Source organism: Xenorhabdus sp. BG5 (genome assembly GCF_015163665.1).
In the GTDB taxonomy this organism is placed as follows: domain Bacteria; phylum Pseudomonadota; class Gammaproteobacteria; order Enterobacterales; family Enterobacteriaceae; genus Xenorhabdus.
On record NZ_JADEUG010000011.1, the window covers coordinates 85,708 to 104,889 of the forward strand.

A 19,182-nucleotide genomic window follows, 5' to 3' on the forward strand; every position below is an offset into this window, starting at 1 on the left:
TGGGGAATTGCATTGGGACTGTATCTGTATGGTGCGCATTTTAGTTGCGCCATGACAGCAATTTTATCTTTTTTAGCCTTAGTGTTTTACTTTATGAAAATGAAATTGAGAATAAACGCTATGTTTGGAAAAAAAACAACCGAGGCAGCAACTGCCAGTTCTGCGACATCCACTATGGGTATCAAGCCTGAAGAGAAAAAATTACCTGAAGCTGAGATCCGCCCTAATACTATTATTGCAAAAAACTCAGTCTTCAAAGGGGATGTCGAAATGGAAGGCGATATCCAGATCTGGGGTAAAGTTGTTGGCAATATTCGCGTAAAAGGGGGAGCTATTCGGATTATGCATGCCGGCAAAGTAGAAGGTGAGCTGAATGCACCTGAAATTATCATTGATGGTCACGTTGAAGGCACATGCTGTGCGGAAACGTTAGATATCCTTGAACATGGCGAGTTACGAGGCATTAGCCGTTGCGGCAGTATGTCAATTCGACGCGGTGGGTTGTTTTTTGGTCAATCTGAACAGGTTGATAATAAGAAAAAACCAGAAATGGAACGAGTGATTTCCATTAGAGAAAATCAAGGTGATAAGCCAAAAGCGAAAAATAACGCTTGATAATCAAGGAGGTGTTGTGGTTGTCGAATTGGGAACAGAAAGATTGCGACTCCGTGCCTGGAAAGCTGAGGACAGAGAACCTTTCTTTCGCTTAAGTAGCAACCCTGACGTAATGGAATTTTTTCCTGACATACTGACTAAAGCGCAGAGCGATATTTTTATCGATAATTGTATCCGCAAGTTTGAAACGCAGGGTGGTTGGGGATTATGGGCGGTTGAATTAAAACAGAATGGTGAATTTATTGGCTCTGTAGGACTGAATGTCCCGAACATCAAATTTCCATTCTCGCCTTTTGTTGAAATCGGCTGGCGTCTGGACAAGCCATTTTGGGGGCAAGGCTATACGTGTGAAGCTGCCCGCAGAATTTTTGACTTTGCATTTACGGAAATCGGATTGGAGGAAATTGTCGCTTTTACCACGGTTTCTAATTACCGATCGGAAAGTGTCATGCAAAAATTGGGCATGATCAGAGATGAAAAAACATTTCTCCACCCTGGGTTGGAAGAAAATCATCCATTAAGGGAGCATGTTCTGTATCGGCTTCGGCGTTCAGATTTTGTATGAAAATGGTTGAACGCCATCAAGGTTATCCTAACGGATAGAGATAACCTTGATGGAAGCGGTTTTATGTCAGATTATTACTGCCTGGATATGACCAGAGCGACGCGGCCAATAAATTTGATATCGCTGATTGCACAATCAAAAGTAACGTCGCTATCGCTGACCCGAATCTTGCTGATTGGGATTTTGGCAATCTTTTTGATACTGTGCATACCTTCAATATCCACCAGCCATAAACCATCTTGAATATTGTCTTCCTGCGTATCTAGCAGATACCATGAGGCACCATCATCAACAATCAGTGGATTTTTGAGTTCCTTGGAAATCAACTCGCTGTCCAAAATCGCAGGGCTAACTTCATTGAGTTTACCGCCCGATAATTTTACACGAGAGATGGATGGGGCAATGATATCTTCCAACCGTTCCGCTTTTTTGCCGCTTTCTCCATCTGGGAACATTTCTCCCTGACCCGTGCTCAACCACAGCAGTGAAGCACCAGTTTCGAGATTGCACTGGATGATCCAATCCGCAGGGAAACTATCACGAAGGTAGCGGTTTGCCATCGTGCTTTTGGAAACGCCCAAATGGTCACTTAGGGCCTGACGTGATTTAAATCCATATGCGCGGACAAGACGTTCAATAGCAGGTCTTCCCCCACTATCGGCCCCCATTTTGATCTCAATATTGGTATTTTTCATTGACAGTACAGATAAGAGCTATTAGTATCCCGCCTAAGTTCTCGATATGAGATCCTTGGTGAGCCCAGATTGGTTAAGATGAAAACCATTGAGAGATATTGCATCATGAACGCCCAAATTTCAATCTTTATGCCTGATGTCGGTGTATTTCGGAAATGCCATTGAGGGAAAATATGGCGAATACTGAGCAAGAAAAGTTTACCCAGATTAACCTCGGCCAGCGGCTGGAAGGATTGAATCACCTGTCGAGGATTAGGGCGACATATTGGGGTGACAATGAAAAGGAGTTAAATCGGTTTTTGGCTGATATGCGTGATAAAAGAGACGATTTCTACGAAGAAAATAAACGAGCGTTATCTGCCATTTTCTATTTGGCGAATATCCCGCGCTCCCGCCACGATAGTGAATTCAACCATTTTACCCAAGAGGAAAAGCGGGCGCTGATCAAGGCGATGAATCATATCAAGGTTGTTGTCAGTCAATTTCCCAAGTACCTGACATTGCCTAACTAATTACAGACTTATCAACACATTATCTCTTTTTTGAACAAATGGCATAGATACGCCAGGCTCTTACTCGTCCTGAATATGGTGAAATTGATGAATAGTAACGTTATCACTTATGAACAAAACATACCGCTGGGTGTTTCAATGGCGGAGCGCCTGTTATGGGAAGTTAACGCGGAAGATCATCAATGGCGTCACCAATATATAGGACAAATGCCAGATTTTTTGGCTAAATACTTTAGCCACCGTTATATCGATATCTTTAATCGCTCAGGCCGCCGTGATGCAAATTCTTTTCTGAGAAAAACGGTTGGACAGAATGTCCTGCCGAGATTGCAACGGGTAAAAGAAAGGTATCAGTTTAGTCATTGCGTTTCTAATATAAATGTTTCTGGTATGACGCCTTTTCCTTTTATTGAACAATTGGAAAATATGGTGACATATGATCGCAAACGTCTCTTGAAACTTGCTCACGATATTTCCGTTTTTATTTCGGGTAATTATGAGCACTATTCTTTACGTGTTTCCCAAAAACACGCATCAACGTCTGTTGGCTGTAAAGATGAGGCATTTTCCCGTGTCGCTAAGTTGTACCGATTACTGGCAAAGCTGACTTTGCAATGTGGCACTCATCCCCCTTATTGGCAGCGTCTCAATCATGGCCGCAAAATGCCATCTGTTGATCAACTTTGTGCTGGCATGTTGCGCATGATGTCTGCTCGTTGGTGGTATTTTCGTTTAAAGCGTTTGCGTGATATCCAATCTGAACATATGGCAATTGCCGTTGGGCAGGTACAGCAAGTCGCTTCTCCTTATGTTTCACGCCAGGCATTGTGGGAATGGTTGGAACAAAAACGCCGCAATCGTGAATTTTTCAAGCATTTTGATTTGGAAAATGAAAAAGGAGAACGGATCTCACTGGCAGAGACAGTTGTTCATAGCAATGCGAATCCTGCGATCCGACGTTGTGAATTGATGGTCAGAATGCGCGGTTTCGAAGATATTGCCAACAAGATGCATTGTGTTGGGGAGTTTTATACCATCACGGCTCCTGCGAAATATCATGCTGTCCAGCACAAGGGCGGGTTTGTCAAATCCTGGAATGGCGCAACGCCACGTGATACCCAACGTTATTTATGCGGTGTTTGGGCAAAAGTTCGGGCAGCGTTGGCACGGGCAGGTATTAATCTCTTTGGTTTCCGTGTGGTGGAACCACATCATGATGGCACTCCTCATTGGCATATGGTGCTGTTTATGTTGCCGGAGCATTTGCAGCAAGTCAGAAGGCTGCTGGAGCATTATACCTGTCAAGAAGAGCAGGAAGAGTTGCAGGACGATGAAGCCAAAAAGGTGCGTTTTAATTATCGGGCGATCGATCCCAATAAAGGCAGTGCGACCGGTTATATTGCCAAGTACATTTCCAAAAATATTGATGGTTATGCGCTGGAAGAGGAAAAAGACCATGAAACCGGTGAGTCCCTGCGCGATATGGCAAAATCAGTGACTGCTTGGGCGAGTCGCTGGCGCATTCGCCAATTTCAACAAATCGGCGGCGCTCCAGTTTCGGTTTGGCGCGAATTGCGTCGGCTCAGAGAAGTACGTTTGTCTGACCACAAGATAAACGCAGTGTTACAAGCGGCAGATGAGGGAAATTGGGCTGCTTATACCCAAGCACAGGGCGGGCCTTGGGTTTCACGTCGTGATTTAGTTATTCGCTTATCTTACAAAAACATCCCTTTTGGCAGCCCTTATGGTGAAGATGTTCAATCCATACAGGGCGTGACCTCACCATTTTTATCTCATGCAGGATTTATTTGTACGCGGCTCCACCAATGGACCATCGTACCAAAATCAGAATCGACAGTGACATCTAAACGAATTGTTTATAAAAGACGCATAAAATTTTCCTCTTGGAGTTCTGTCAATAACTGTACGGATGAACGGGGAGATAGAAGGATAGTGGGTTATATAGACCGTAGAATTGTCATAGCAGAAAAATCAAACAAATTGGCAAATATTTCTGCTAAAACAACAAACAATAGTTACTAACTATTAAATTTAATGACTAAAACAGGTAAAAACTACTTTAATTTTAGTCTTATTACGTGTACTGTATATATATACAGTTTCTTATATGGAGGCAGATAGATCAGTGGAATCTCTTATGGAATCATTGGTAGCGCAACGTATCAATTTCATTGCTAGAATGGCAACAAGTTGCGAATGCAATCATGCGGAAGACAAAGAGCTGGCACTGGTTTGGATAGCAGAGCTATCTGCACCTTATGAAAAGAGGTTTAACAGTTACCAGGGTAAACAGGAAAACAATCTGTTAGGTAATGAGGTGAGCAGCAACAAAATATTAGGGAATTCGGATTCAATAGAAGAATAGATTTGGCGGGGGAAAGCATGCGAGTAGAAATACTTTTCGATAAACGAGCTAATGTTTCTGAATCAGTCATATCTTCATTAGAAAGTGAACTAAAAAAAAGAATATTACCACACTATCCTGATACAAATTTTAGAATTGGAATTAGCAGTAGCACCTCCGTAAGAGTGACAGGGACTAAAAAAAGTAGTGAACACGACCACATGATGGAACTCATTCAAGAGGTTTGGGAAGATGATAGTTGGCTATCTGATTAACGCTGACAAAGGGGCAATATCCTCCAATGAATAGCATGTCATTGTAATAACAGATAATAGCCAAGGGCAGGAAACCATTTCCTGCCCTTGGTTTATGTATTACTGACCTAACAATCTCACCGCATTGAGGCATTTCGCTAATTATTTGATCATAACTCTCCGATTTACTATCTGTTTTTTGCAAAGGGAAAGGAGAGTGTATGCAAGTTATCGCACAACAAAATGAGACCGTCGATGCTATTTGCTGGCGTCATTATGGCCGTACATTGGGAATGACTGAGCGTGTGTTGCTGGCAAACCCTGGATTGGCTGATTTTGGCGCAGTATTGCCTCATGGAACGAAAATTGAAATGCCAGAATTTATGCCTGCTGCCAGCAAACCAATTATTCAGCTTTGGGATTAATGGGGAGGCTGAACTCGTTTGTTGGGAATAAATACACTAAAAAAGATGCCCTTAATCATGAGCTTGGTTATTGGTGGGAGTCTTGGTTGGTGGGGACATGGCGCCTTATGTCTCAGCGAAGTGGCGGATTTGAAACAGCAACATGCTACACAGCTTGCTGCCATCAACCAACAAGCTCATTCGGAAACGTTGGCAGCTATTCAGCAAATGAAAGATGCACAAAATCGGGCTGCCCAATTGGATGAATATTATTCAGGAAAATTAGCGCATGTCACCGAAAAAAATGCGACTTTGCGTGCTGACATTATTGCTGGTCATCGGCGGGTGCAAATCGCCGCCACCAACCTTGCTACCTGTCAACTCACCCAAAATCGAGATACCCGCCCCCGCAGCCTGGGCGATGGAACCCAAGTCGAACTCACTGCAAAAGCTGGACGCGCTATTTACGATATCCGAACCGGCATCATCAAAGACCAGGCCAAATTAGATTATTTACAACAGTATGTACGGGATGTTGTTCGGCAATGTAAATCAGAATGAATCGCATCTTATTGCAATACTGTTTTCAAGGCCTTCTTTTATTTCAAGGGGCCTTTTATTTTGTTGATTTAAAACAATTTTTGCTCTGGATTTGTATGCTGTTTCCTACAAACCCAGTTTAATGTCCAGCCTGCTATTTCATGGCATTCTTACGTCATGAACACACAACTCACTGAACTGATGCGCTTATTGCGCAACCTGATCCGAACCGGCGTCATTACCCAAGTGGACACCACAAAGGGAATGTGCCGAGTAGCGACAGGCAATCTTGAAACCAACTGGCTGCACTGGTTGACATCCAGGGCGGGAAACTCCCGCACATGGTGGGCGCCCAGTGTCGGTGAGCAGGTTTTATTACTGTCCATAGGCGGAGAGCTGACCACCGCCTTTGTATTGCCTGCGATTTTTTCAGATGAGTTTCCGGCGCCATCAACATCACCTGAAGCGACGCATATCAAGTTTCCGGATGGTGCCATGATGGAGTATGAACCGCAATCTGGCGCATTGACTGTGACTGGCATCAAAACCGCGACAGTGATTGCTTCGGATTCCGTCCATATTACCGCGCCGGAAATCACCTGTGTTGCCAGCACCCGAATTACGCTGGATACACCGGAAGTCATCTGTACGCAGCTAATGAGCACAGGCAACTTAATCGTGCGCAACGGCGGCAAAATGACGGGCAATATTGAACACACCGGAGGCACATTTAGTTCCAACGGCGTGGTCGTGGATTCCCATAAACACACCGGCATCAGGTCAGGCGGTGACACATCAGGAGGCCCCGTATGATGTACCTGGGAATGAATCGGCAGACGGGCCGAGAGCTGACAGATTTGGCCCATATCCGGCAATCCGTCAGCGATATTTTATTAACCCCTGTGGGCAGCCGTATCGCGCGTCGTACCTACGGTTCTTTGCTGCCAGAACTGATTGACTGGCCACAAAACGCAGCGCTCCAACTTCAGGTTATGGCGGCCAGCTATACCGCAATCAGCCGTTGGGAGCCACGCGTGATGCTGTCCTCCATCACGATGGAAACCCGACAGGACGGCAAAATGGTGGTGGATATTACGGGTACTTATCATCAATCCGCCAAGGAATTTTCACTTTCTATTCCGGTGAGCCATTCCCGGTGAGGTAATAAGTCATGCCAACAATCGATTTAAGCCAGTTGCCACCACCGGATGTGGTTGAGCCACTGGATTATGAACAACTGCTGGAAGAGCGTAAAAGAGGCTTGATCTCGCTCTATCCAGAAGATCAACAAGACGCCATTGCACGTACTTTGCAACTAGAATCTGAACCTTTGGTCAAGTTGTTGGAAGAGAACGTTTATCGCGAGCTGCTCTTACGTCAACGGGTTAACGAAGCTGCACGGGCGGTGATGGTGGCCTATTCAACAGGCAGCGATTTGGATCAGTTGGGGGCGAACAACAACGTATCCCGTATGGTTTTGCATCCTGCGGATAATTCTACCGTACCACCGACACCGGCGGTGATGGAATCTGACAACGACTACCGCGTGCGCATTCCACAGGCTTTTGAAGGATTGAGTGTTGCCGGTCCAGTCGGTGCGTATGAATACCATGCACGCAGTGCGGATGGTCGTGTCGCTGACGCTTCGGCAATCAGCCCGTCGCCAGCGAACGTTACCGTGACCATTATGTCGCGGGAAGACAAGGGGGTTGCTTCCAAAGAGTTGCTGGAAATCGTCGAAAAAGCGCTGAACGATGAAAACGTGCGTCCAGTGGCGGATCGCCTGAAAGTTCAGTCAGCAAACATTGTGGAATATGAAATTGATGCGGTGTTGTACATCTTCCCTACACCAGAGTCAGAACCTATCCGCAAGGCGGCAGAACAGCGACTGAAATACTATGTTGAAGCCCAGCACCGTCTGGGGCGTGACATTCGTTTGTCAGCGATTTATGCCGCACTACATGTAGAAGGTGTCCAGCGCGTGGAATTGAAAGCGCCGCTGAAAGACGTAGTGCTGGATAAAACTCAGGCATCTTACTGCACCAAAACTACCCTGACGATGGGAGGTTCGGATGAGTGATCGCCTTCTGCCGATGGGCTCGACTCAGCTAGAACTAGCGGCGGCCAAAGCCTGCGCTGAATTGCAGAAGGTCAAGGTTCCGTTACGTGAGCTGTGGGACCCAGACACTTGTCCGGCATCACTGCTGCCTTATCTGGCTTGGGCGTGGTCAGTCGATCGCTGGGACGAACGTTGGTCTGAGAGCACCAAAAGGGAAGTGATCAAAAGCTCGCTATTCCTGCATAAACATAAAGGAACGATTGGTGCGATTCGGCGAGTTGTCGAGCCATTGGGTTATCTCATCCGCGTAAAAGAGTGGTGGCAAACTAACGATGCTCCGGGCACCTTCCGGCTGGATATCGGTGTACTGGAAAACGGCATCACCCATGACATGTTCGAGGAGCTGGAAAACCTGATTTTTGATGCCAAGCCAGTGAGCCGACATTTAATTGGGTTGGACATCAACCTGGATACACGCGGTGGATATCACTATTCGGCGGCGACTTACAGTGGTGACGAACTGACAGTTTACCCTTATTTCCCGGAACAAGTAACAATCTCCGGCTCAGAAGTTGTGGGCGCGGGCGTACATATTATTGATGACATGAGGATTAGATCATGAGTACCAAATATTTTGCGCTACTGACGCAGTTAGGCGCAGATAAGTTAGCAAATGCTGCGGCCTTGGGTACTAAAATTGAAATTACCCATATGGCCGTTGGTGATGGTGGTGGCAAATTGCCGACACCGGACACCAAACAAACCAAATTGATTAATGAAAAGCGTCGTGCAGCGATTAACACGCTAAGCATTGATCCGAAAAACACCAACCAAATCATTGCAGAACAGCTTATTCCTGAAAACGAAGGTGGCTGGTGGATCCGTGAAATCGGCCTGTATGACAAAGACGGTATCCTGATTGCCGTGGGTAACTGTGCGGAAACCTACAAACCCCAATTGCAGGAAGGTTCCGGCCGTACCCAGACAATCCGCATGATCCTGATTGTCAGCAGCGCTAACGCAGTGACATTGAAAGTTGACCCGTCAGTAGTTTTGGCGACGCGTGAGTATGTTGATGATTCCATTAAGAAACATGCCAATAGCCGTAATCATCCTGACGCGACGCTGAAAGAGAAGGGATTTGTGATCCTAAGCAGCGCGGTGGACAGCAATAGCGAAACTCATGCGGCAACACCGAAGGCGGTGAAGGCAGCGTATGATTTGGCGAAAGCAGCGGATAATAATGCCAATGGCCGCGTTCCGGCAGGGCGTAAGGTGAATGGTAAGGTGCTGTCGGCGGATATTGCACTGAATGCGGGGGATGTTGGAGCGTATAACACAGCCCAAACTGATGCAAAAGTGGATGAGGCTAAAGCCTTAGCTAACACTGCAAACCAAAATGCGGCTAATGCAAATAATAATGCCAACACACGTTTGGAGAAAAATAAAAACGGAGCGGATATTCCAAACAAAGAGGAGTTTGTGAAAAACCTCGGTTTGGCGGAAACCAAAGAACTAGCGAAAAATGCGGTGCCTAATAGCCGGAAAATTAATGGAAAATCGCTTATAAATGATATCGTTCTGAATGCAGAAGATGTTCAGGCGTTTTCCAGAGGATTAACAAGCAGTGTTAAAGGGGATAAAGGTGTACCGTGGAATGCAGCATCAGGGGCATATCATGCCCAGCTAGTTGGGCATACTGCAATGGTTGTTCATTTTAACATAGGTATAGGGAGCACGCCCGCACTCCAGTTAAAATCAATATATAAGAATGGTAGTATAGCCTATCGCTCAGCCAGGGATGGATTTGGATTTGAAGAGGATTGGACAGAATTCTATACCACCAAAAATAAACCTTCTGCAGCTGATGTCGGGGCGTATTCTAAAGAAGAAACTGATGCGCAGATAAACAAATCTGAAAGTCAATTTAACCAATTTAAAACAAATTTACAGGAATATATTCCTCTTCCTTTAAACCTTTTTAATAACTCAATGATGAGATCAGTTGAACCGGATGGGCATCCAACTAACTATACGGCTATAGGATGTACTATACAGGCAGTTCACCCCTGGACTAAAGGATTTGAAGGTTGCTACACAGAAACAGCTCCTTCTAATGTAGCTCCAGATCCAGATTCTGCGAATGAAAACAATCCATATTGGTATGGTCAATATTATTTAGGTGCTCGCATGGGACGTGGTGGCTTGGGTGGTGGGTGGGGCGGAATAGACTCAGGGAAAATTTTGAAAATAACCTCTACCTCCTCTGGTGGACATAAATTCTTTAGAATTCCAGTAGAGACTTATGGGGTTTTTGAACGATTGGGCCTTCGTTTTTGGGTGAAAATAGTCAAAGGTAAATTAGGTATGGGGGTAGATAATGGATACGAAGGTAAATACGATGATGGTAACTACTATAGACCTCTAAGTCATGTCATTGAAAAGGCAGAAGCAGATTCTGCTCAAGATGGTTGGTTATTTGTAGACAAATTAATCGATATATCTCGAGTAACTACCGTGCAAGGTAATGTTCTAAATTTTGGTTTACCTTATGATGAAGACTGTGAAATTTATTTGGCTCTTCCTTATTTATATGTACCAATGGCTAATAAATCTATGATAGTAGCTGCTGGTGAAACAAGCGCATCTCCGGTATTTACCCCAGGAAAACAATCATGAAAGTAATAAATAAAATTAATAATAAAATTATTGGTATATTTAATTCCAATACTGCTGAGGAAGAAGTTCAATTACTAGGTTATAACGTAGATGATTGTGAATTTATTAAATCTCAATCAGAATTAGACCGAGATAATCTTTTATACTTAAAATCGACGGATTGGCTTGTGACCAGACATCGTGATCAATTAAGTTTGGACATTGAATCTTCGATTACTGACGAAGAGTATCAGTCTCTTTTGATAAAACGTCAGGCTGCTCGAATTGCTATTGTCGACCAAGATTCCTTAAATAAATACTATTTTGTTTTTGGTGAAAAACAATAGTAAATACTAAATTGAATGGATTGAGTCTGATTGATTACAGAACTCAATCCATTATGGGGATATAATATATGTCTAACTTTTTGGGGGCAGATCACAATGCCCCTGATTATTATTCTGGTTTTTGGGGCCAATCAGTTTTTTTGATATCTGAAATATCAAGTTCAACTAACTTAACACTATATACTTCCCATTCACGTAATAGTAAATGTTCTTCTTTTGAGGCCATATCATGCCGAACTTTACGCTCTAATTGAATAATTTTTTGTTCAGATTCATGTAACAGAGATTGTTTTTGGTTTTCAACTTGTTGTAAATCATATTTTTGTTGTTCATCAAAATCCGTTACCCATTGTTTTCCATCCCATTTATCAAATGAAGTTTTAGGTTCTAATAAAGTTAATTCAGAAGGTAATTCACCAATTGATTGTATTTTTCGAGATTCTCGGGTTTTAATGTGATAAGCAATTTTTCCACGATAATCGGGTACATTAATCCATGACTTTTCATCGTCACTACGACAAACAGCAATATCAAAAGAATCAGGTAATTTAGGTGCATCTAAATAAGCCCCAGCAGACAGACTAACACCAATAACAGTGCGTTCCATATCTGCACAAATATATTCTCTTGTTTCGGGATTAGCCCGATAAATCATTACCCAGCCATTAGAAGTTGCAAAACCATTTTCATTAAATTTTGGTGTTTTAAGATCTGTAGTATATTTCATTATGCTGCTCTCACTATGTATAAAAATGCGATATTACGGGGACGAGTACTAAACCACCAAGAATTCCACCCAAACGATCTTAATGCTGCGGTAGAAACTGTTCCAGGTATACCTGAATCGTTGTTTCCACCAGGTATTGGTGAATTATTTGGCGCCTTTGCTGTATTTGGTTGCGACTGTGTTGTGAAATCGGCATTATCAAAAGGAATACCAATGGTCTCTGCATGAACTCCATGGGAATCATTCCCTTCATAATCAAGTATTGCTGTTCTTATTAGTGTGGGTGATTGATAACTGAGTAAACCACGACCATTGTCAATCCCACGACCATTGTCCCAAGCTCGAATAAATTCACCACGCAAATCAGGAACAATTCCAGAAGGATATGCCATTGCTAATTTGGGATATTGTTTTTTATCAAAAGACTGACCATTACACTCAAAATAACCCTCGGGTGGGTTTGCATGAGACCACGGTAAAGGAACACCCACAGGAATATTTTGTTGATGGTGCTGTAAATAACGATTGTCAAAGTTACCATAATCGTTAGGCAACATTTTTCCATTTACTGCAAATTGAATTTCATTATTAGTAGCCCTCTGGCTATACCAAAACCATCCTTTATCATCTGCTGCTTCTAATATGGCATGTCGTGTGCCTCCAGTATGTACATCTCCGAATGTATAGAGAAATATTGGTGAATTTGCCGTATTATGTGAAGAGATTTTTAATGAACTATTACCATTTGCACCAACAAGCAAATTTCCTTTTGTTCCTATATCTCCATTACGGGTATTAAATACAATCCTCGTTTCATTATCTGTGGAGGCTTTTAACCCTATACCATACCATGATCTAATTTCCAAATTGTTGCCTTCGAAACTAGCTGCATCTTTTTCACCACCCCAAATACCATGATCTTCATTGCCGATACAAACATTAGATTTTGCTAATAATTTTTCGGCATTGATAGAACCTTGTGTACCAATATGCCCATTACGGGGATTGAAAAAAATTCGTGTTTGATTATCTAAACTTGATTTCAAACCAATGCCGTACCAAGATCTAATTTCTACATTATTTCCCTCGAAACTAGCATTATCAACCGGACCAATATTTATTCCGTGACGTTCTCCTGTAATTTCCTCACCAAGATTTAAGGTAGTTTTTGTCCAAAATTTATCAGCATATACCTCACCATCAATTTTCCCACCTAAGCTTGAAAATGCACCAATATCTGCAGCTGACGGTTTATTTGCAGGGCTATATTGAACAAACCACTTTTCATATTCTTTATTCGGATACCATGATTGACGAACAGCAATGTGTCCACTATGAGACATATACAATTGTGAAGTGCACGAATTACTCACTGTCACAATCATCATGCCATAACCGTAAATTGGATTCCCATTCACTTTGGGGAAATCTGATACTGTCTCAGGTTTACCAATAGCAATGTTATATATTCCTGGAGTGTTACAACTTGCAAATGTTCCACCATTCCCCAATTCTCTGATGATAGATTTAGACCATGCTCCAGCCGCCAGATTAACGGTTTCCGCCAAACCGAGGTTTTTCACAATCCACAGATCCTTACGATCCTAGACAAAATCCCACCCTCTCCCCTAAAAACCACAACCTAATGCTGAAAATTGATCATTTTACCCCATCAAAAAATAACCAAGACCCAGAATTGCCTCGAATAATACCAAAAAGGATAAATTTTGAACCGAAATATTGACTCTCAATCAATCCTTTTCCAAAATTTTTTGACCATCTACAGCTAGATTAACGTATTAAGCGCATACATAATGTATTTTCCCGTGATCTGATAATGACGTTGGCGCTTGGAACCAGAATAAAAAATATTATCTCTCCCTGTTAATCCATAAAAAATACATTTTTTTCAGTCATCATTTGTACTATGAGACCTACAAGGATAATCAATTAAAATCCATCCCAGCATTCATTAATCTGTGCAGACTGCTTATCCGCAGAGGAAAGCGAGATTTTCAAGATTTCGTTTTCTGATTGATTTTCAACTATAAGGAAAAAGATATGTCTGAAACAATTAAAACCGGAAACCAGAACCCTGAGAATGAATGCCCGTTTGATCCCAATAATTATAAAGGCGAGCAGATTATTGCTCCAGAAGGCTCTTTCTATTGGGCTCTGATCCAATTGAAATTGGGCAAGAAAGTGCGCCGCAGTGACTGGGCTGATAAGGAACAGCTAAACTTTGTCCCGCGTCGTACCGACACCGAAGGTAAGTTCGATTATTTATCTCATATTGATAAGAGCAATAAACACGGCAACAGGACCTCTTGGCAGCCGATGCAAGAAGATCTGGTGGCTTGCGATTGGGCGTTGGTTCAGGAAACGATAAAGCCTGAACCCGAAGTAGAGGGTGCAAATCTGGTTTTTGATATTAAATTAGATATGTTCAAATCCTCATTGAGTGGGCAAGGAACTTGGGGGTATATAGGTGAGAATGGGGGACCTCTTTATGATCCATCACTTCTTGGTAGCTTAAATATGATTCGAAATAACACTGATATTAAAACCGTTACGGCGTTCTATGTTAGAGATAAAGTTAGATATGACGAAACGATCAAACATTTCAGATTTCATTTCTTACCTGAAATAAAGCATGATTGGCAGTATGGCAGAGTTATAGAGGCGAAAACTCTGCAAGTAACCGTTGATAACGTTACCTATAATTTAGGGAAGCCTACAGGCTGTACTTTCAACAGCGAAAATGGAGGCATGATTATGTATAGTAATGAAGAATACCCAGCCGTTGATGAACTGATTAAAGTCTTACAGCAAACGGGTAAAACTAAGCGTTTTTACTGTGTTTGGAAGTAATTCAATTCTGAATTAGTTTGTTAAGGCCACACATTGTGTGGCCTTAATCATATCCAATGTTTTCCCCTCACCAAAAAATAACCAAAACCGCCAATTGACTTGAATAATACTGGAAGGAGCAGATTTAGAACTAAAAACAGGCGAACAAAAAACCATATCCGGTATTCTTTGACGGTGACTTCTATTTACAGCATCATGTCGATAAATTAGCCAACAGAGACAATTTCATGACCACACAGGCAAATACAGATCAAGCTATCGACGACGATCTCCAACCACTTCCCGCAATACCCAATAACAGAGTACTCGGCGGATACCAGAAACTCATTACTATTGATAATGACTTTTTTGTAGCAGATGCTGAAATCCAGAACATGTTCAAAATTGATCAGTAAAATATTTTTAAATACCAAAACCTAATTCTTTCCAACGGCGCTCTCCAACCAAAACAAGACGTTACATCCACTCCATTTGTACTATTCATCACACACCGCCAACCGCATGATTTTAAAAGCCTATTGCGTCAATATACTCCCACACCTTAACAGGAGAGAACGCTAATATGGCACAAGATTATCATCACGGAGTCCGTGTACAGGAAATTAACGAAGGTACGCGCACCATCACTACCGTTAGCACCGCTATCGTGGGTATGGTCTGTACTGCACCTGACGCAGACGAAAAAACATTTCCATTAGACACACCGGTATTATTGACTGACGTTATGAGCGCCATTGGTAAAGCTGGTGAAAAAGGCACTTTGGCCGCATCACTGAAAGCAATCGCAGCACAGGCACAACCTATCACTGTGGTTGTGCGTGTGGCTGAGGGCGAATCTGAAAAAGAAACCACTGCTAACATTATCGGTGATGTTACGCCAGAAGGTAAGAAAACAGGTATTAAGGCACTGCTTGCTGCGCAAAGCCAACTCGGTGTTAAACCCCGCATTCTGGGTGTTCCGGGTCTGGACTCACAACCGGTTGCTGCTGAACTGGCCGCTATTGCCAAGCAACTGAAAGCAATGGCGTATGTAAGCGCTTATGGCTGCAAAACTGTCCCTGAAGTCATCAAATATCGTGAAAACTTCGGTCAGCGTGAGGTAATGCTGATTTGGCCTGATTTCCTGAGATGGGATAAGGGTGAAGTTATCGCACCTGCGACGGCTTATGCACTGGGCTTGCGTGCCAAAATCGACGAAGAGACTGGCTGGCATAAGACTCTGTCCAACGTGGGCGTGAATGGCGTAACTGGCTTGTCTGCCGATGTCTTCTGGGATCTGCAAGCGACTGGAACTGAGGCTGATCTGCTGAACAAGAATCACATCACAACACTGATCCGCAAAAACGGTTTTCGTTTCTGGGGTTCACGCACTTGTGTTGGCTCTGATTCTGAGAACTCACTGTTCCAGTTCGAAAGCTACACCCGTACCGCTCAGGTTCTGGCTGACACTATGGCTGAAGCGCATATGTGGGCTATCGACAAGCCGCTGACGCCATCACTGGTACGCGACATTATCGAAGGTATCAATGCCAAGTTCCGCGAGCTGAAAGCCGGCGGTTACATCATTGATGGTCGTTGCTGGTATGACGACAAAATCAACGATAAAGACACCCTGAAAGCAGGCAAACTGACCATCGATTACGACTATACCCCTGTACCGCCACTGGAAGACATGATGTTACGCCAGCGCATTACAGATAGTTACCTGATGGATTTCGCGAAAAGTATTAATAAATAAGGGGCTAACTGATGGCATTACCTCGCAAACTTAAATACCTGAACTTGTTCAATGATGGCAACAACTATCAGGGGATCGTGGAAGAACTGACTCTTCCTAAGTTAAGCCGCAAGCTGGAAGCTTATCGCGGTGCTGGCATGAACGGCAGCGCAATGGTGGACTTGGGTCTGGATGAAGGCGCACTGGATGCTGAATTCACTCTGGGTGGCGTTGAAGCTCAACTGTACAAACAGTGGGGCATAGCGAAAGCCGATGGTGTCATGCTGCGCTTTGCTGGCTCTTTTGAGCGTGAAGATAACGGTGAAGTGGTTGCAGTCGAAGTTGTGATGCGTGGTCGTTTCCAGGAGTTCGATCACGGTACTTATAAACAAGGTGATAACACCCAGACCAAAATCACTGCCAAAAATACTTATTTCAAACTGACCTGGAATGGTGAAGAACTGATTGAAATCGACACCATCAACATGGTTGAAAAAGTAGGTGGGGAAGATCGTCTGGAGCAGCATCGCCGCGCTATCGGTCTTTTTTAATCGCTTCTTTTAGCAATTAACTTTTTTAAAACTTATTTCCTGTCTCATCAGTGTATTAATCGTGCCTGTTGAGACGGGTTTCTAATCGGATAAACAAGGTTGAACCATGACAGAAACACTGAATACTCAAAATGACGATCTGCGCACCATTGAATTGGAAGCACCACTGGCGCGAGGCAACGGCGAAATCACCGAAGTGATGGTACGCAAACCTAACAGCGGTGCGTTGCGCGGTGCACGTTTACAGGCACTGCTGGAAATGGATGTGGATTCTATGCTGCTTGTCCTGCCGCGTGTTACCACCCCTGCATTGACCAAAAATGACCTGATGATGATGTCACCTGGTGATCTGATTAATCTCAGTGTGGAGGTGGTCAATTTTTTGTTGCCGAAGTCGGTCAAGTCCGATTCCCAGAACGATTAACCGTTGATGAATTGGTGGCAGATATTGCCACCGTTTTTCACTGGACTCCGGCAGACACAGATGCAATGTCACTGCCGGAATTATTGGACTGGCGACATCGGGCCATTTTAAGAAGTGGTGCAGAAAATGAGTAATATACAGTCACAGCTTAACAAGGTATTGAGTACCGTTGGAAAGCTGACCAGTTCCTTTAAATCTTTTCAACAGCATCAGAAAAAACTGGTAGGTTCAGTTGATAAAATTTATAACCAGTTCAAAAAACTCAATAAGACTGTTGAAGGATTAAAACCCATTATAGGTTATGCGCAGGAAACTGCGCGTATGCGCGCCGATCTTAAGGCTTATCATCAAACTATTAAACAATCTTTCTCTGCGCGGCAGAACTCCTCACAAGTCATGCAGGTGAGTGCCGCCAGCCAATCAGCTAATATTGTTCAAATAAACCAAAATGTCAGACAGGAAAACTCATCCAGTAAAAAGAATGAGTTCAATCTTGGTGTGACGGGTAATATGACTAACAATTTTAAATTGTTAGATAAATTGGTTATTAATATTAATCCTCAGATAACAATTTTATTTAGTATGCTAAATAAAATTAATGGGGTTTTGAATATAACTGCTGGTTTTGTAAAAGTCACATTCCAAACATTAATCAATTATGTACAAGTGTTTGGCAATGTTGGTATCAAAATATTTGATTCTTTAAGAGTTAAATTAAATATATTTGCATTGCTGGGGATTCAGGCTTTTATTGAATTGAGAGCCAGTCTGAACTTTTTCGTGCAGTTGGGAATTCGGGCGTTTGTCGAGTTAAGAGCCGGACTGAATTTTTTTATCCAGTTAGGGCTTCAGGCGTTTGTCGAATTGAGAGCCAGCCTGAACTTTTTTGCACAGTTGGGAATTCGGGCGTTTGTCGAACTAAGGGCCGGACTGAACTTTTTTATCCAGTTGGGGCTTCGGGCGTTTGTCGAATTGAGAGCCAGCCTGAACTTTTTTGCACAGTTGGGGCTTCGGGCTTTTGTCGAGCTAAGGGCCGGACTGAACTTTTTTATCCAGTTGGGAATTCGGGCTTTTGTTGAACTAAGAGCCAGTCTGAACTTTTTTGCACAATTGGGAGTTCGGGCTTTTGTCGAGTTAAGAGCCGGACTGAACTTTTTTATCCAGTTGGGGCTTCGGGCGTTTGTCGAATTGAGAGCTAGCCTGAACATTTTTGCTCAGTTTGGGATCCAGATTTTTGTTCAGCTAAAAGTCAGTTTTGGTGCATTTGCTGAATTAGGTCGTCAGGCTTTAGAAACATTGAAATCCAGCTTGAATGCATTTGCTCAGTTGGGTATTCACGCTTTGGGGGCATTAAAATCCAGTCTGAATTTTTTTGCTCAAATAGGGATTCAGGCACTGGATAAATTAAAATCCACGCTGGATGCATTTGTTCAATTGGGTATTCAGGGCCTGAATAAATTAACGGCGCCTTTGGATATATTTACCCAAATAGGGATTCAGGCGTTGGATAAATTAAAATCCACGCTGGATACATTTGTGCAATTAGGGCTCAATGCTTTTGATAAATTAAAAGCCAGCCTGAGTTTCTTTGCCCAAATAGGGATTCAGGCGCTGGATAAATTAAAATCCACGCTGGATACATTTGTGCAATTAGGGCTTAACGCTTTTGACAAATTAAAAGCCAGCCTGAATTTCTTTGCCCAATTAGGGATTCAGGCGTTGGATAAATTAAAATCCACCTTGGATGCATTTGTGCAACTAGGTATTCAGGCTCTGAATAAATTAACAGCACCTTTGGATATATTTGCTCAACTGGGAACGCAGGCGCTGGATAAATTAAAATCCACCTTAGATGCGTTTGTGCAATTGGGTGTTCAG

Annotated in this window: 23 protein-coding genes and 1 pseudogene; 20 read left to right on the forward strand and 4 right to left on the reverse strand. The window is 43.1% G+C overall.

Annotation, left to right across the window (positions count from 1 at the left end; genetic code table 11):
* The first annotated feature begins 120 nt into the window (after nucleotides 1–120).
* Nucleotides 121–615, forward strand: a complete 495-nt coding sequence (locus tag IQ209_RS08040) for a polymer-forming cytoskeletal protein (protein ID WP_193850652.1) — start codon at nucleotides 121–123, stop codon at nucleotides 613–615.
* Between the two features lie 16 nt (nucleotides 616–631).
* Nucleotides 632–1,180, forward strand: a complete 549-nt coding sequence (locus tag IQ209_RS08045) for a GNAT family N-acetyltransferase (RefSeq protein ID WP_193850654.1) — start codon at nucleotides 632–634, stop codon at nucleotides 1,178–1,180.
* Between the two features lie 74 nt (nucleotides 1,181–1,254).
* On the opposite strand, the gene IQ209_RS08050 is transcribed toward IQ209_RS08045, so the two are convergent.
* On the reverse strand, nucleotides 1,255–1,875 hold the full coding sequence (locus IQ209_RS08050) for a phage repressor protein CI (RefSeq protein ID WP_228005774.1): 621 nt from the start codon (nucleotides 1,873–1,875) through the stop codon (nucleotides 1,255–1,257).
* 173 nt (nucleotides 1,876–2,048) lie between these two features.
* On the opposite strand from IQ209_RS08050, the gene IQ209_RS08055 reads away from it, so the two are divergent.
* The 12 genes from IQ209_RS08055 to IQ209_RS08110 all read left to right on the forward strand — a co-directional run bounded on the left by IQ209_RS08055 (nucleotide 2,049) and on the right by IQ209_RS08110 (nucleotide 11,014).
* Nucleotides 2,049–2,387: a DUF5347 family protein gene (locus IQ209_RS08055; RefSeq protein WP_193850656.1), complete on the forward strand. Its 339-nt coding sequence runs from the start codon at nucleotides 2,049–2,051 to the stop codon at nucleotides 2,385–2,387.
* An 87-nt stretch (nucleotides 2,388–2,474) separates the two neighbouring features.
* The gene (locus tag IQ209_RS08060; protein ID WP_193850658.1) at nucleotides 2,475–4,430 is read left to right on the forward strand and encodes a replication endonuclease; all 1,956 of its coding nucleotides are present in this window, start codon (nucleotides 2,475–2,477) and stop codon (nucleotides 4,428–4,430) included.
* Between the two features lie 115 nt (nucleotides 4,431–4,545).
* Complete coding sequence (locus IQ209_RS08065; protein WP_193850660.1) at nucleotides 4,546–4,773, forward strand: hypothetical protein; 228 nt, start codon at nucleotides 4,546–4,548, stop codon at nucleotides 4,771–4,773.
* A 17-nt stretch (nucleotides 4,774–4,790) separates the two neighbouring features.
* Entirely contained in the window at nucleotides 4,791–5,027 is a 237-nt protein-coding gene (locus IQ209_RS08070) for a DinI-like family protein (RefSeq protein WP_193850662.1), read from the forward strand.
* Between the two features lie 200 nt (nucleotides 5,028–5,227).
* Nucleotides 5,228–5,431, forward strand: coding sequence for a tail protein X (locus IQ209_RS08075; RefSeq protein ID WP_193850663.1), 204 nt, complete (start codon nucleotides 5,228–5,230; stop codon nucleotides 5,429–5,431).
* Nucleotides 5,432–5,488: 57 nt separating this feature from the next.
* Nucleotides 5,489–5,971: a lysis system i-spanin subunit Rz gene (locus IQ209_RS08080; protein ID WP_228005775.1), complete on the forward strand. Its 483-nt coding sequence runs from the start codon at nucleotides 5,489–5,491 to the stop codon at nucleotides 5,969–5,971.
* A 156-nt stretch (nucleotides 5,972–6,127) separates the two neighbouring features.
* A complete protein-coding gene (locus tag IQ209_RS08085; RefSeq protein ID WP_193850665.1) occupies nucleotides 6,128–6,763 on the forward strand; it encodes a phage baseplate assembly protein V in 636 nt (211 codons plus the stop codon).
* Complete coding sequence (locus IQ209_RS08090; RefSeq protein WP_193850667.1) at nucleotides 6,760–7,110, forward strand: GPW/gp25 family protein; 351 nt, start codon at nucleotides 6,760–6,762, stop codon at nucleotides 7,108–7,110. The genes IQ209_RS08085 and IQ209_RS08090 overlap by 4 nt, the downstream gene beginning before the upstream one ends.
* Nucleotides 7,111–7,121: 11 nt before the next feature.
* Nucleotides 7,122–8,030: a baseplate assembly protein gene (locus IQ209_RS08095; RefSeq protein ID WP_193850669.1), complete on the forward strand. Its 909-nt coding sequence runs from the start codon at nucleotides 7,122–7,124 to the stop codon at nucleotides 8,028–8,030.
* Nucleotides 8,023–8,631, forward strand: coding sequence for a phage tail protein I (locus IQ209_RS08100; protein ID WP_193850671.1), 609 nt, complete (start codon nucleotides 8,023–8,025; stop codon nucleotides 8,629–8,631). The genes IQ209_RS08095 and IQ209_RS08100 overlap by 8 nt, the downstream gene beginning before the upstream one ends.
* Nucleotides 8,628–10,688 carry a phage tail protein gene (locus IQ209_RS18280; protein ID WP_228005776.1) on the forward strand — a complete coding sequence of 687 codons (2,061 nt, stop codon included), beginning with the start codon at nucleotides 8,628–8,630 and terminating at the stop codon, nucleotides 10,686–10,688. The genes IQ209_RS08100 and IQ209_RS18280 overlap by 4 nt, the downstream gene beginning before the upstream one ends.
* On the forward strand, nucleotides 10,685–11,014 hold the full coding sequence (locus tag IQ209_RS08110) for a hypothetical protein (protein WP_193850673.1): 330 nt from the start codon (nucleotides 10,685–10,687) through the stop codon (nucleotides 11,012–11,014). The genes IQ209_RS18280 and IQ209_RS08110 overlap by 4 nt, the downstream gene beginning before the upstream one ends.
* A gap of 109 nt (nucleotides 11,015–11,123) precedes the next feature.
* Here IQ209_RS08110 and IQ209_RS08115 read toward each other — a convergent pair whose 3' ends face one another.
* Both IQ209_RS08115 and IQ209_RS08120 read right to left on the reverse strand, forming a co-directional pair.
* Entirely contained in the window at nucleotides 11,124–11,741 is a 618-nt protein-coding gene (locus tag IQ209_RS08115; RefSeq protein ID WP_228005777.1) for a tail fiber assembly protein, read from the reverse strand.
* Nucleotides 11,741–13,324 (reverse strand): tail fiber protein, encoded by a 1,584-nt coding sequence (locus IQ209_RS08120; RefSeq protein WP_193850675.1) that lies wholly within the window; start codon nucleotides 13,322–13,324, stop codon nucleotides 11,741–11,743. The genes IQ209_RS08115 and IQ209_RS08120 overlap by 1 nt, the downstream gene beginning before the upstream one ends.
* Nucleotides 13,325–13,802: 478 nt before the next feature.
* Here IQ209_RS08120 and IQ209_RS08125 point away from each other — a divergent pair, with 478 nt between their 5' ends.
* On the forward strand, nucleotides 13,803–14,612 hold the full coding sequence (locus IQ209_RS08125) for a DUF2829 domain-containing protein (RefSeq protein WP_193850677.1): 810 nt from the start codon (nucleotides 13,803–13,805) through the stop codon (nucleotides 14,610–14,612).
* Nucleotides 14,613–14,818: 206 nt separating this feature from the next.
* On the opposite strand, the gene IQ209_RS08130 is transcribed toward IQ209_RS08125, so the two are convergent.
* Entirely contained in the window at nucleotides 14,819–15,025 is a 207-nt protein-coding gene (locus tag IQ209_RS08130) for a hypothetical protein (protein ID WP_193850679.1), read from the reverse strand.
* A 149-nt stretch (nucleotides 15,026–15,174) separates the two neighbouring features.
* Here IQ209_RS08130 and IQ209_RS08135 point away from each other — a divergent pair, with 149 nt between their 5' ends.
* From IQ209_RS08135 to IQ209_RS08155, 5 genes and pseudogenes are all read left to right on the forward strand, one after another.
* Nucleotides 15,175–16,350 carry a phage tail sheath protein gene (locus IQ209_RS08135; protein WP_193850681.1) on the forward strand — a complete coding sequence of 392 codons (1,176 nt, stop codon included), beginning with the start codon at nucleotides 15,175–15,177 and terminating at the stop codon, nucleotides 16,348–16,350.
* Between the two features lie 11 nt (nucleotides 16,351–16,361).
* Nucleotides 16,362–16,880: a phage major tail tube protein gene (locus IQ209_RS08140; RefSeq protein ID WP_099113837.1), complete on the forward strand. Its 519-nt coding sequence runs from the start codon at nucleotides 16,362–16,364 to the stop codon at nucleotides 16,878–16,880.
* A gap of 106 nt (nucleotides 16,881–16,986) precedes the next feature.
* A complete protein-coding gene (locus IQ209_RS08145) occupies nucleotides 16,987–17,304 on the forward strand; it encodes a phage tail assembly protein (RefSeq protein WP_074020973.1) in 318 nt (105 codons plus the stop codon).
* 14 nt (nucleotides 17,305–17,318) lie between these two features.
* Nucleotides 17,319–17,438: a GpE family phage tail protein gene (locus tag IQ209_RS08150; protein ID WP_208605066.1), complete on the forward strand. Its 120-nt coding sequence runs from the start codon at nucleotides 17,319–17,321 to the stop codon at nucleotides 17,436–17,438.
* Nucleotides 17,431–19,182 (forward strand): annotated as a pseudogene (locus IQ209_RS08155) (phage tail protein); the annotation flags it as partial. The gene IQ209_RS08150 and the pseudogene IQ209_RS08155, both read left to right, overlap by 8 nt.

Coding starts and splice junctions, on each gene's coding strand:
- IQ209_RS08040 (WP_193850652.1), top strand. CDS start 121: ATGTTTGGAAAAAAAACAACCGAGGCAGCAACTGCCAGTTCTGCGACA.
- IQ209_RS08050 (WP_228005774.1), bottom strand. CDS start 1,875: ATGAAAAATACCAATATTGAGATCAAAATGGGGGCCGATAGTGGGGGA.
- IQ209_RS08055 (WP_193850656.1), top strand. CDS start 2,049: ATGGCGAATACTGAGCAAGAAAAGTTTACCCAGATTAACCTCGGCCAG.
- IQ209_RS08060 (WP_193850658.1), top strand. CDS start 2,475: ATGAATAGTAACGTTATCACTTATGAACAAAACATACCGCTGGGTGTT.
- IQ209_RS08065 (WP_193850660.1), top strand. CDS start 4,546: ATGGAATCATTGGTAGCGCAACGTATCAATTTCATTGCTAGAATGGCA.
- IQ209_RS08070 (WP_193850662.1), top strand. CDS start 4,791: ATGCGAGTAGAAATACTTTTCGATAAACGAGCTAATGTTTCTGAATCA.
- IQ209_RS08075 (WP_193850663.1), top strand. CDS start 5,228: ATGCAAGTTATCGCACAACAAAATGAGACCGTCGATGCTATTTGCTGG.
- IQ209_RS08080 (WP_228005775.1), top strand. CDS start 5,489: ATGAGCTTGGTTATTGGTGGGAGTCTTGGTTGGTGGGGACATGGCGCC.
- IQ209_RS08085 (WP_193850665.1), top strand. CDS start 6,128: ATGAACACACAACTCACTGAACTGATGCGCTTATTGCGCAACCTGATC.
- IQ209_RS08090 (WP_193850667.1), top strand. CDS start 6,760: ATGATGTACCTGGGAATGAATCGGCAGACGGGCCGAGAGCTGACAGAT.
- IQ209_RS08095 (WP_193850669.1), top strand. CDS start 7,122: ATGCCAACAATCGATTTAAGCCAGTTGCCACCACCGGATGTGGTTGAG.
- IQ209_RS08100 (WP_193850671.1), top strand. CDS start 8,023: ATGAGTGATCGCCTTCTGCCGATGGGCTCGACTCAGCTAGAACTAGCG.
- IQ209_RS18280 (WP_228005776.1), top strand. CDS start 8,628: ATGAGTACCAAATATTTTGCGCTACTGACGCAGTTAGGCGCAGATAAG.
- IQ209_RS08110 (WP_193850673.1), top strand. CDS start 10,685: ATGAAAGTAATAAATAAAATTAATAATAAAATTATTGGTATATTTAAT.
- IQ209_RS08115 (WP_228005777.1), bottom strand. CDS start 11,741: ATGAAATATACTACAGATCTTAAAACACCAAAATTTAATGAAAATGGT.
- IQ209_RS08125 (WP_193850677.1), top strand. CDS start 13,803: ATGTCTGAAACAATTAAAACCGGAAACCAGAACCCTGAGAATGAATGC.
- IQ209_RS08135 (WP_193850681.1), top strand. CDS start 15,175: ATGGCACAAGATTATCATCACGGAGTCCGTGTACAGGAAATTAACGAA.
- IQ209_RS08140 (WP_099113837.1), top strand. CDS start 16,362: ATGGCATTACCTCGCAAACTTAAATACCTGAACTTGTTCAATGATGGC.
- IQ209_RS08145 (WP_074020973.1), top strand. CDS start 16,987: ATGACAGAAACACTGAATACTCAAAATGACGATCTGCGCACCATTGAA.